This is a genomic window from Oceanisphaera psychrotolerans (genome assembly GCF_001870485.1).
In the GTDB taxonomy this organism is placed as follows: Bacteria; Pseudomonadota; Gammaproteobacteria; order Enterobacterales; family Aeromonadaceae; genus Oceanimonas; species Oceanimonas psychrotolerans.
The window spans coordinates 24,907-37,059 of sequence record NZ_MDKE01000018.1 but is presented as its reverse complement, the minus strand read 5'-3'; the positions used below and the strand labels follow the sequence as shown (position 1 = coordinate 37,059).

General features: G+C 59.7%; 9 protein-coding genes and 2 pseudogenes. 1 reads left to right on the top strand and 10 read right to left on the bottom strand.

Annotation, left to right across the window (positions count from 1 at the left end; genetic code table 11):
- Positions 1 to 26: 26 nt before the first annotated feature.
- The gene (locus tag BFR47_RS07885; RefSeq protein WP_083399061.1) at positions 27 to 560 is read left to right on the top strand and encodes a GNAT family N-acetyltransferase; all 534 of its coding nucleotides are present in this window, start codon (positions 27 to 29) and stop codon (positions 558 to 560) included.
- Positions 561 to 599: 39 nt separating this feature from the next.
- On the opposite strand, the pseudogene rraB reads toward BFR47_RS07885, so the two are convergent.
- The 10 genes and pseudogenes from rraB to murC form a co-directional block, all read right to left on the bottom strand.
- A pseudogene (gene rraB, locus BFR47_RS07880) lies at positions 600 to 943 on the bottom strand (ribonuclease E inhibitor RraB).
- 38 nt (positions 944 to 981) lie between these two features.
- Positions 982 to 1,701, bottom strand: coding sequence for a 1-acylglycerol-3-phosphate O-acyltransferase (locus BFR47_RS07875; protein WP_071472555.1), 720 nt, complete (start codon positions 1,699 to 1,701; stop codon positions 982 to 984).
- 161 nt (positions 1,702 to 1,862) lie between these two features.
- Positions 1,863 to 4,583, bottom strand: coding sequence for a preprotein translocase subunit SecA (gene secA, locus BFR47_RS07870; RefSeq protein WP_071472554.1), 2,721 nt, complete (start codon positions 4,581 to 4,583; stop codon positions 1,863 to 1,865).
- A 50-nt stretch (positions 4,584 to 4,633) separates the two neighbouring features.
- Positions 4,634 to 5,485, bottom strand: coding sequence for a M23 family metallopeptidase (locus BFR47_RS07865; RefSeq protein WP_071472553.1), 852 nt, complete (start codon positions 5,483 to 5,485; stop codon positions 4,634 to 4,636).
- 69 nt (positions 5,486 to 5,554) lie between these two features.
- Positions 5,555 to 6,478, bottom strand: coding sequence for a UDP-3-O-acyl-N-acetylglucosamine deacetylase (gene lpxC / locus BFR47_RS07860; protein WP_071472552.1), 924 nt, complete (start codon positions 6,476 to 6,478; stop codon positions 5,555 to 5,557).
- 97 nt (positions 6,479 to 6,575) lie between these two features.
- Positions 6,576 to 7,717: pseudogene (gene ftsZ, locus BFR47_RS07855) on the bottom strand (cell division protein FtsZ).
- Positions 7,718 to 7,777: 60 nt separating this feature from the next.
- The gene (gene ftsA / locus BFR47_RS07850; protein WP_071472551.1) at positions 7,778 to 9,034 is read right to left on the bottom strand and encodes a cell division protein FtsA; all 1,257 of its coding nucleotides are present in this window, start codon (positions 9,032 to 9,034) and stop codon (positions 7,778 to 7,780) included.
- Entirely contained in the window at positions 8,994 to 9,761 is a 768-nt protein-coding gene (locus BFR47_RS07845; RefSeq protein ID WP_071472550.1) for a cell division protein FtsQ/DivIB, read from the bottom strand. The genes ftsA and BFR47_RS07845 overlap by 41 nt, the downstream gene beginning before the upstream one ends.
- A gap of 1 nt (position 9,762) precedes the next feature.
- Positions 9,763 to 10,494, bottom strand: a complete 732-nt coding sequence (locus BFR47_RS07840) for a D-alanine--D-alanine ligase (protein ID WP_245748852.1) — start codon at positions 10,492 to 10,494, stop codon at positions 9,763 to 9,765.
- 181 nt (positions 10,495 to 10,675) lie between these two features.
- Positions 10,676 to 12,139, bottom strand: a complete 1,464-nt coding sequence (gene murC, locus BFR47_RS07835) for a UDP-N-acetylmuramate--L-alanine ligase (protein WP_071472549.1) — start codon at positions 12,137 to 12,139, stop codon at positions 10,676 to 10,678.
- Positions 12,140 to 12,153: the final 14 nt, after the last annotated feature.

The window sequence follows — 12,153 nt, the reverse complement described above, 5'->3', positions numbered from 1 at the left end:
CAGGCAGTCAGCAAAGGAGAATATCGATGATTGAAACACCAGAAAGCCGGTCTGCACTGCCTCCCGATGACTCGCTTCCCGGCCGGATGACATTGCTGGAACCCCGTCACAACGCGCCGCTGGCGGCGCTGATCCGGGCCGTTTCCGCAGAATATGGGCTCACCGCCGATAAAGGCTTCAGCGTGGCCGATCCCAGCCTGGACAGGCTGAGCGAGGTATATCGACAACAGGGTGCCGGTTATTGGGTGCTGGAAGACGATTCCGGGGGTCTGCTCGGCGGTGCCGGTCTGGGCCCGGTAGCCGGTTGCGATGGTGTGTGCGAACTGCAGAAGATGTATCTGGCCGCCTCGGCCAGGGGTATGGGTGCCGGTCGCAGGCTGGCACTGCAGGTATGTCAGCAGGCCCGTCTGCTCGGTTATCGATACTGCTATCTGGAAACCACGGCACTACTGCCCGAGGCGCTGGCGCTTTATCAAAAGCTGGGGTTCGAACCCTGCGAGCGGCTGGGCAACACCGGGCATAATGACTGTGAAATCCCCCTGATGCTGCCCCTGCTCTGAGCCGGTTCATCACGCTGGCGGCCCAATACCTCGGGCCGCTTATTCTTCGAAGTAGGTGCCCCAACCGTCGTATTCGATACCGTATTTTTGCGCTATCGGCAGCAGTTGCTCTATCTGCGCATGATGGCCTCTTCGTTCAGCGGGCCTTCCTTGATGGCATCGAAACACAGCAAGGTCTGGCCCCGCTCCAGGGTCAGCTCTTCCGCATCGGTCACTTCGAATTCGGCCTTGAAGCAATCGACGGCCGCTTTTTCGAGCCGGTTGAAGTCCTGGCCGGAAAAGTGATGCTCTATGGTGTATTCCACTTCCGGGTTGCTGCCATCTTCCAGCAGGGAAGTAATGATTTCACGGGTTTCTTCCCGCCAGTCTTGCTGTTCAGTCATGGATGGCTCCTTGGCCGGGTAATGGAATGAGGCGCTGCTCAGGGACGACGGACTTCGCTGTCCAGCTCCACAATACGTTCGGCAATCAGCTGGCGGCTGTGCTTGAGCAGATCACGCAGGTGATTGGGTTCATAGTTGTCGATCTCGATAGGCGGCATGATCTCGACGATCAGCTCGCCATTGTCCCAGCGGTTCAGATCCACCTGACCAAAATAGCTGGAGCAGGCGATGGGCACGATGGGAACCCGGGCCTGCAGGGCGATATGAAAGGCACCGGTCTTGAACGGCAGCAGGCCTTTTCCCTTGCTGCGGGTCCCTTCGGGAAACATCCAGATAGACATGTTGCGGCCGCGAATCTTGTCGACCACGGTACCGATGGTACTGGCGGCCTTGGCCTTGTTTTCTCGGTTAATCAGCAGGTTGCCGCTCAGCCAGAACAACTGCCCGAACAGGGGGATCCAGAACAGGCTGTTCTTGCCGATGGCCACGGTGCGCGGCATCACGGCACCGGGCAGGGCGATAATATCCCAGTTGCTCTGATGATTGGCGATATAGACCGCCGACTGCAGATGCTTGACGTGCTCATAACCCCGGAACCGGACCTTGAGTCCTATCAGTGGACAGGCCTTGTTGAACAGACGCCCAAGCAGATAAACGTTGTTGGGATGACGGGGACGCAACAGGCACACCAGGGTACCAAGCACAAAGACCACAACCATGGCCAGGGCCAGCAAGAACAGCCGCAGCAGCTTTAACATGAAGAAACCTCGCGTTTTGAGAGACGGCAGTATACTGAGCGGACCCGGAAGGGACAAGGGCTCTGCCTGCCTGATCCGAAGCGGACTGGCCCTTGTGCACGCGCGTCGGCATAAAAAAACCGCCCCGGGGGGGCGGTTCGGATGGCCGGCAGAAAAAGCGTTCAGCTCAGCTTGCCATGGCACTGCTTGTACTTCTTGCCCGAGCCACAGGGACAGGGATCGTTGCGCCCCACCTTCTGCCCTTCACGCACGAAGGTCGCGGTGTCGTCAGCCGGGGCCTGGCCCTGCTCCAGCGGGCTGTCAGCCGCCGCATGACTGTAGCTTTGAGGCAGACTTTCGATGGCTTCGCGTCGTTTTTCCTCGGCCGCTTCCACTTCTTCCTGGCTCTGTACCCGTACCCGACTCAGGATGCTGACCACTTCCCGCTTGAGGTTGTCCAGCAACTGGGTAAACAGCTCGTAGGATTCACGCTTGTATTCCTGCTTGGGGTTCTTCTGGGCGTAGCCGCGCAGATGAATGCCCTGGCGCAGATGATCCATCGCCGCCAGGTGCTCTTTCCACAGGGTATCCAGGGTCTGCAGCATCACCGAGGTTTCGAACTGGCGTATCACCTCGGCGCCGACCACCGCTTCCTTCTCGGCATAGGCCTTGGTGGCCTCTTCGAGAATGCGCTCGCGCAACTGTTCGTCATGCAGCTTTTCGTTCTCTTTCAGCCATTCGGATACCGGCAGTTCCAGGGCAAAATCGGCCTGCAGCCGCTGCTCCAGCCCGGGCACATCCCACATTTCTTCCAGTGACTGGGGCGGAATATATTCATCGACAATACCGCTCAGCACATCTTCACGGATCACGGCGATAGTTTCGCTGATATCACCCGAGTCGAGCAGCTCGTTGCGCTGCTCATACACCACCTTGCGCTGGTCGTTGGCGACATCATCGAATTCCAGCAGATTTTTACGGATATCGAAGTTACGGGTCTCCACCTTGCGCTGGGCATTCTCGATGGCCCGGGTCACCCAGGGATGCTCGATGGCCTCGCCTTCTTCCATGCCCAGCTTCTTCATCATGCCGGTAACCCGGTCGGAGGCGAAAATACGCATCAGGGCATCTTCCATCGACAGATAGAAACGGCTGGAGCCCGGATCGCCCTGACGACCGGCCCGCCCCCGCAGCTGGTTGTCGATGCGGCGGGACTCGTGGCGTTCGGTGCCGATGATATGCAGACCACCGGCTTCGATCACCGCATCGTGACGCTGTTTCCAGGCGGCCTTGATGGCGGCAATCTGCTCCGCACTCGGATTATCCAGCGCCTCGATTTCGGCCTGCCAGTTGCCCCCGAGCACGATATCGGTACCACGACCGGCCATGTTGGTGGCAATGGTCACGGTACCGGCCTGGCCCGCCTCGGCGATGATTTCCGCCTCGCTGGCGTGGAACTTGGCGTTCAGCACCCGATGGGGGATGCCTTCTTTCTTGAGGATGCCCGACAGTAGCTCGGAGTTTTCGATGGAAACGGTACCCACCAGCACCGGCTGGCCCCGCTCCACGCAACCCTTGATATCCTCGACGATGGCCAGGTATTTCTCGGGCGCGGTCAGATAGACCAGATCGCCCATGTCCTTGCGCACCATCGGCTTGTTGGTGGGGATCACCACCGTATCCAGGCCGTAGATGTGCTGGAATTCGAAGGCTTCGGTATCGGCGGTACCGGTCATGCCCGCCAGCTTGTCGTACAGCCTGAAGAAATTCTGGAACGTAATGGAAGCCAGGGTCTGGTTTTCGTTCTGGATTTTCACCCCTTCCTTCGCTTCCACCGCCTGATGCAGGCCTTCGGACCAGCGACGGCCCGGCATGGTGCGGCCGGTGTGTTCGTCGACGATCACCACCTCGTTATCCTGCACTATGTAGTCGACGTTGCGCTCGAACAGGGTATGGGCGCGCAGGCCGGCGTTGACGTGAGCCAGCAGGGTGATGTTGCCGGCGGAAAACAACGAGTCCTCCTCCTGCAGCAGCCCCATGCGCTTCAGTTCTTCTTCCACGAAAATCTGGCCGTTTTCGGTCAGCAGCGCCTGCTTGTTCTTCTCGTCGACCGTGTAGTGGCCATCACCGGTGTACTCTTCGGTGTCTTCCTTGTCCTGTTTCACCAGTTTGGGGATCAGGGTATTGATGCGGATATAGAGCTCGGAGCTGTCTTCGGCCGGGCCGGAGATGATCAGCGGGGTACGGGCCTCATCGATCAACACCGAATCCACCTCATCCACCAACGCATAATACAGCGGCCGCTGTACCCGCTGCTGGGGCGAGAACGCCATGTTGTCGCGCAGATAGTCGAAACCGAACTCGTTGTTGGTGCCGTAGGTGATATCGGCGGCATAGGCGGCGTGTTTTTCCTGCGGTCCCATGCCCGGCAGGTTGCAGTCTACGGTCAGACCCAGAAACTCGAACAGCGGGCGGTTGGCTTCCGCATCGCGGCGAGCCAGATAATCGTTCACCGTCACCACGTGCACGCCGCGCCCGGTCAGGGCATTCAGGTACACCGGCAGGGTACCGGTCAGGGTCTTGCCCTCACCGGTCTTCATTTCGGCGATCTGATTGTTGTGCAACACCATGCCGCCGATCAGCTGCACGTCGAAGTGACGCATCTCGAACACCCGGCGCGAGGCTTCACGCACCGTGGCGAAGGCTTCCGGCAGCAGCTGATCCAGGGTTTCGCCCTGCTCCAGCCGGCTGCGGAACTCGGCGGTCTTGGCCTGCAGCTCGGCATCGGACAGTGCCTCGAATTTCGGCTCCATCGCATTGATTTCATTTACAACTTTACGTAGCCGCTTGAGCGTTCTGTCGTTGCGGCTACCGATTATCATGGTGAACAGTTTAGTAATCATGTTGGGCCAATAATGATGATGGAAAATAAAACCCCGAGTGGGGCCGAACTCTAGTTGGGCAAGAAACGGGCCGGATCCAGCTGTTTATTCCCTTTTAATACTTCGTAATGCAAATGGACGCCGGTCGCCCGACCAGTTCGCCCCATCAGGGCAACATGCTGCCCCTTGTCGACACGTTCACCCACCTGAACCAGCTGAGTATCCAGATGAGCATACCGGGTTATCCAGCCCCGGCCATGATTTATCTCGACCAGGCCGCCAAACTCCGGGTGCTGTTCGACCACGCTGACCACGCCGGCCGCCGTTGCCGCGACCGGCTGACCCCGCTTGCCGGAAAAATCCAGTCCGCGATGCCAGCGGGTGCGCCCGGTAAAAGGATCCCGGCGTTGGCCGAAGGTAGAGCTCATCCGGCTGTGTCCCGGTACCGGGTGTCCCTGAATCTGGGTAATTTCGTTTATATGGAGATTCAGCAGCAGAGATTCAAGGGCCGTCAGCGTCATGCCGTATTCCCGTGCCTGCTCCGACATCTGGGTCAGGGCCAGATGCAAATCGGCAAAGCCGTTGAAGGGACGCTGAAGCAGGTTGGCATCGAGCCGCTGCAGTGGCAGTTCATCGACCAGATCGTAGTCTTTGACCAACCGTTGCCCCACCACACTCAGCTGACTGAGCTCGGCCTGCAGTTGTCCCAGGCGCTGACCGATACGGCCGAGTTGCTGTTGCTGACTGCGCTGCTGCTGCTCAAGCTGCTGGCTGAGTTGTCGCTGCTGCTGCTGGGTGTTTTGCCACTGGCTGTACAGATACAGTATTACCGGCAGTTGCAGTAGTGTCAGGAGCACAAACAGCCGATAACCGAACCGGGAAGCTCTGGTCTTGGCGCCGGCAAGCGCTGCGGGATGGGTCATAATTCACACTGCAGAAGAGAAAAGGAAACACGCCGGCGCGGAGAGGATGCCGGCGTGTTTTCAGTAGGCTCAGGCGGGGCTGAACGCGGTATCGTAGTAACGGATGGGCGACTCGGCACCCTGCTCACCGAAGGTAACCACTTCCCAGGACTCGGCATCGGCCAGCATGGCCCGCAGCAGAGTGTTGTTCATGGCATGGCCGGTCTTGTAGGCGCGGAACTCACCCAGGATGCTGTGATTGCACATGTAGAGATCACCGATGGCATCCAGCATCTTGTGCTTGACGAATTCGTTGGGGTAACGCAGGCCATCGTCGTTCAGCACCTTGTATTCGTCCAGCACCACGGCGTTTTCCAGGCTGCCGCCCAGCGCCAGATTCTGGGAGTGCAGATATTCGATATCCCGCATAAACCCGAAGGTCCGCGCCCGGCTCAGTTCCTTGACGAAGGAGGCACCGGAAAAGTCCAGCACCAGATGCTGACTTTGACCTTCAAACACCGGGTGCTTGAAGTCGATGGTCAGATCCATCTTGAAACCGCCGCGATAAGGCAGGAACTCCGCCCACTTGTCGCCGTCTTCTACCCGTACCGGCTTCTTGATGCGAATGAAGCGTTTGAGCGCGTTCAACTCGCGGATTCCACCGGACTGCAGCAGGTAGATAAAGGGATGTGAACTGCCGTCCATCACCGGCACCTCGGGGGCGTCGACCTCGATAACAAGGTTGTCGATACCCAGTCCCGCCAGGGCGGCAGAGAGGTGCTCGATGGTCGAGACCCGGACTCCCTGCTCGTTGACCAGAGCAGTGCAGAGCATGGTGTCCCGGACCAGGGCGGCATCGGCGCGAATATCGACCTGCGGGTCCAGATCGGTACGACGAAACACAATACCTGTGTTGGCCGGCGCCGGTACAAATGTCATTTGCACCTTGTGGCCGGAGTGCAGACCGATTCCGGTGGCTTGCACGGTATTTTTCAAAGTTCGTTGTCTAATCATAAGGTTATCCGCAAGTCAAAAGGGCCCGATTCGAACCGAATTCAAATGGTCCGATATGTTAGCACAATAATCCGCCATCGCCAATTGAGAGCCTTTCTCAGTCGGCCTGCTTGCGCAGAAACGCCGGTATATCCAGGTAATCCATATCGGACTTGGCCTGGGTAGCATCGGCATTGACCACCAGCTTGCCAGACTGCTCTTCCCGTGGCGTATCCACCCGGCGCATGCCGTTGTCATCACGGTTGCTGGTGCCGGACTTGACCAGGGTGATGTCCGGCTTGCGCTCGGCACCGATACCGGTGGCCACCACGGTCACCCGCAGTTCGTCGCTGATTTCCGGATCCAGTACGGTACCCACCACCACGGTGGCGTTTTCGGACGCGAAGGCCTTGACCGCATTACCCACGGTTTCGAATTCTTCGATGGTCATGTCCAGACCGGCGGTAATGTTGACCAGGATGCCGCGGGCACCCGCCAGATCCACGTCTTCCAGCAGCGGGCTGGAGATGGCTTTTTCGGCCGCCTCTTCCGCTCTGTCTTCCCCGGTCGCGCTGCCGGTACCCATCATGGCTGTACCCATTTCACGCATCACGGTGCGCACGTCGGCAAAGTCGACGTTGATCAGGCCCGGACGGGTGATCAGCTCGGCAATGCCCTGTACCGCACCCAGCAGCACGTTGTTGGCAGCCTTGAAGGCGTCCAGCAGGGAGATGCCCCGACCCAGCACTTTCAGCAGTTTGTCGTTGGGGATGGTGATCAGGGAGTCGACATGCTTGGCCAGCTCGTTGATGCCCTGCTGGGCATAGTTCATCCGCTTCTTGCCTTCGAAGCAAAGGGTTTGGTGACCACCGCCACGGTGAGAATCCCCAGCTCCTTGGCCACTTCCGCCACCACCGGAGCGGCACCGGTCCCGGTACCACCGCCCATACCGGCGGCAATGAACACCATGTCGGCGCCGTCCAGCAGATCGCGGATGGCATCCTTATCTTCCAGCGCCGCGTCCCGGCCGACTTCCGGATTGGCACCGGCACCCAGCCCCTTGGTGATATCACCGCCTACCTGCAGGGTGCGGTTGGCACTGGAATTACGCAGGGCCTGGGCATCGGTATTGATGGCCAGAAACTCCACGCCTTCCAGGTTTTCACGCACCATGTGCTCGACGGCATTACCACCACCGCCACCTACGCCAATCACTTTAATGACGGCTTCCTGCTCGTGATCATTCATAAGTTCAAACATAAGGCTCTCTCCGCTTTGCTCTTGGTTACTTACTATCTTCTGTATTAAATAGTGCCAAGATTAAAATTCGCCACGCAACCAGTTACCGACCCGCTTGAACAGCCCGGCGACACTGGACTTGTTGTTGTAGTCCTGTTGAGGCATCGACTGATGCTCCTTGCCGTAGTGCAACAAGCCGACGGCGGTGGAGTACACCGGTGTTTCAACATAATCCGATAAGCCCTTGACCCCGTCCGGTTGGCCGATACGCACCTGGCACTGGAAGATCTGCTCGGCGCATTCCACCAGGCCTTCTATCTGTGCCGCACCACCGGTCAGGACCAGGCCGGCAGCAAGCTGATGCTTGACCCCGGCCTTTTTCAGCTCGCCCTGCACCTTGCTCAGCTCCTGATTGATCATGCCGAGCAGTTCGCTGTAGCGCGGTTCGATCACCTCGGCCAGGGTCTGTCGCTGCAGACTGCGAGCCGGGCGTCCTCCCACACTGGGTACTTCGATGGTGTCTTCCTTGCTGACCAGCCGGCTGAAGGCACCGCCATGGCGCACCTTGATCGCTTCCGCGTCGAGCGGCGGCGTACCGAAGGCGTAGGCGATGTCGCTGGTGACCGTGCTGCCCGCATAGGGGATCACCTTGGTATGACGCAAGGCTCCGCCGGTGAACAACGCCATGTCCATGGTGCCGCCGCCGATATCAACTACGCATACACCCAGCTCTTTCTCGTCATCGGTCAGCACCGCATAACTGGATGCCAGCGCGCTGAAAATAAGCTGGTCTACTCGCAGGCCCAGTCGTTCTACACATTTTTCGATGTTGCGAGCCATGTCGTTGTGGCAGGTGATCAGGTGCACCTTGGCGTGCATACGCACTCCCGACAGGCCGATGGGATTCTTGATCCCTTCCTGGAAGTCGATGGAGAACTCCTGGGGCAACACATGCAGCACCCGGTGTTCATCGGACAGCCGTACCGACTTGGCGGTATGGATCACGTTGTCCACGTCTTCCTGGGTCACTTCCTCGTCCGAAATCGGCACCATGCCGGTTTCGTTACGGCATTCGATATGCTTGCCCGACAGGCCCAGATAGACAGAGGTGATCTGGCAATCCGCCATCATCTCGGCTTCATCCACCGCCCGTTTCAGCGACTTGACCACAGATTCGAGGTCGTTGACGCCCCCCTTGTCCATCCCCTTGGAGGAATGGCTGCCGAGCCCGATGATGTTCAGATCGCCGTCCGGTAACACTTCCCCAACCAGGGCTGTGACCTTAGCCGTGCCGATATCAAGCCCGACGATTAGATTTCGTTCCGCGCTTTTTGTCATTATCAGTCTCTTCGTCCTGCTTCCATCCCACTGCCAGCCCGGTATCGTAGCGCAGGTCGAGATAAGCCACTCGCTCCCGCTCAGCAATGCCCGGATAGACATCAATAAATCGTTGTAAGCGAGCCTCGACATCCTCGCGGCCCAGCAACAGCTTCACCCCTCCCGCCAGGGTCAGTTCCCAGGAACGGCGAGGGGTCAGATGCACCCGCTCGATCCGGTAACCGTTCGGCTGCAGCAGCTGCTGCAACTCCCGGTATTCATCCAGTACCCGGCCCGACTCTTCATCGGGTCCCGACAGGGACACCAGTTCCGGATCATCATGACGGGTCCTGAAAATCTCGCCGTGGGTATTCACCATGGCATCCTGGTTCCACTGCGCCGCCACGGGCTGTTCCACAATATAAACCCGCAGTATGTCGGGCCACTGCTTGCGTACCGATGACTGATACACCCAGGGCAGCGACTGTAACTGCTGCTGCACCCGATCCACCTCCAGGGTGAAGAAATTACCGACTTCCGGCAATGCCAGCACCGATTGCCGTACTTCTTCCCGGCTGAGATAGCGGTGCTCCCCCTGAATCATCAGGCTGTTGACCGGTACCTGGTTGGCTGCCGTCATCCACATCACCAGCAGCCACAGCCCCCACAGCAGCGCCGACAGCACCGCCAGGAAAAAGGTCAGTCCGCCGATAAAGGCCAGCCGGGTACGGGTCGTAACAGAGGCCATATCAGTAAGCCATATCCAGTACCGCCACCACCAGCTCATCGAAGGAAAGACCGGCCACCCTGGCGGCCTTGGGCACCAGGCTGGTTTCGGTCATGCCCGGTACCGTATTCACTTCCAGCAGCCACCAGCGCCCCTGTTTGTCCTGCATCAGATCGACCCGGCCCCAGCCAGTGGCCGCCACTGCCCTGAACGCGGCCAGGCTCAGCTCGCCCAGCGCCTGTTCGTCGGTCTCGTTCAGGCCGCAGGGACACAGATATTCGGTATCGCCGGACTGGTACTTGGCCGAGTAATCATAAAAGTCGTGGGTGGTGCGCAGCCGGATCGCCGGCAGCGCCTGCTCGCCCAGGATGCTAACCGTATACTCGTCGCCTTCGATAAAGCGCTCGATCAGCACCTCGTCATCGAACTTGAAGGCCTCGAGCACGGCTCCGGCCAGGGTCTCGGCATCGGTGGCCTTGGTCATGCCGATGCTGGAGCCTTCGTGAGAAGGCTTGACGAACACCGGGCCATCAAACTGTGCCAGCAGGGCCGCCGCGTCCTCGGCCCGGAAAGTGCTCTTGTGCACCACCCGAAAATCGGCGGTGGGCAGTCCCATCGCCTGCCACACCTGCTTGGTGCGGACCTTGTCCATCGCCAGCGCCGCCCCCAGCACCCGGGAACCGGTATAGGGCAGACCCAGGTGTTCCAGCGCGCCCTGCAGGGTGCCATCTTCACCACCCCGGCCATGAACCACGATAAAGGCCCGTTCGAAGCCTCTTCTTTCAATCGGGTCAGCGGATAATCCCGGGGATCTATGCCATGCGCATCCACTCCGGCACGCTGCAGACCGGCCAGAACCGCGGCACCGGAACGCAACGACACTTCCCGCTCGGCAGAGTGGCCACCGAACAATACCGCAACTTTACCGAACTGTTTCATGCCTGCTCTCCCTGTAGCTTCATCGCCTCAACCGATAGCCGTAGCTGGCCAAGCTTGCGGGCCAGACCACCCACGTTGCCCGCGCCCTGGGTCAGCACCAGATCGCCGTCCTGCAGCAGCTCTGCCAGCACCGCCGGTACCTCGTCGGGAGTGGCCACATAAACAGGCTCCATCTGACCGCGCATGCGGATGGAGCGGCACAGGGCGCGACTGTCGGCACCGGGGATAGGCGCCTCGCCGGCACTGTACACCTCGAGCAGGATCAGTACATCGCTTTTCGACAGCACCTCGACAAAATCTTCATACAGGTCGCGGGTCCGGCTGTATCGGTGGGGCTGGTAGATGGTCACCAGCCGACGCTCGGGCCAGCCGGCACGCACCGCATTCTGGGTCGCCCGCACTTCGCTCGGGTGATGACCGTAGTCGTCCACCAGCTTGGCCAGACCACGACCGGTCTCGAATTCGCCGTATTGCTGGAAGCGACGACCGACACCTTCGAACTTCATCAACGCCGCCAGTATGGCCTCGTCGGCGATACCGTCTTCACAGGCCACGGCAATGGCGGCGGCGGCATTCTGGGCATTATGGCGGCCGGGCAGATTGAGCTGTACATCCAGGCAGCTGCCGTCGGGGCGGCAGACCCGGAAACGGCTGTGATCCCGCTGCTGGCTGAAGGCTTCAATCCGGTAGTCCGCGTCCTCATTGAAGCCGTAGGTGACAAACTGTCGGCTCAACCGCGGAATCAGCTCACGCACCACCTCGTCGTCGACACAGAGTACCGCCAGGCCGTAAAACGGCAGATTGTGCAGAAAATCGACGAAGGTGCCTTCAAGCTTGCTGAAATCACCGCCATAGGTGTCCATGTGATCCGCTTCGATATTGGTGACGATGGACACCATCGGCTGCAGATGCAGGAAGGAGGCATCGCTCTCGTCGGCTTCGGCGATCAGGTAACGGCTGCTGCCTAGGCGGGCGTTGCAACCGGCGCTGTTGAGCAGGCCACCGATGACAAAAGTGGGGTCCATGCCCGCCTCGCCATAGATACTGGCGACGAGGCTGGTGGTGGTGGTCTTGCCGTGGGTACCCGCGACAGCCACCCCATGGCGAAAACGCATCAGCTCGGCCAGCATCTCGGCCCGGCGCACCACCGGAATACGCAGCTCACGGGCCGCCACCAGTTCGGGATTGTCGGCCTTGATGGCGGTAGACACCACCACCACGCTGACGTCGGCAACCTGCTCCGGAGCATGGCCCAGATAAATGGTGGCCCCCATCGCCGCCAGCCGGTCGGTGACCGGGTTATAGGCGATGTCGGAGCCGGAAATGGCATAGCCTTCGTTGGCCAGCACCTCGGCAATACCGCCCATACCGGCACCGCCGATGCCGATAAAGTGGATGCGTCGTACCCGTCTCATTTCGGGTACCATGCTTCTGATTTTTGCCAGTTCAACCTTGGTCATGCCATTCTCTCGTT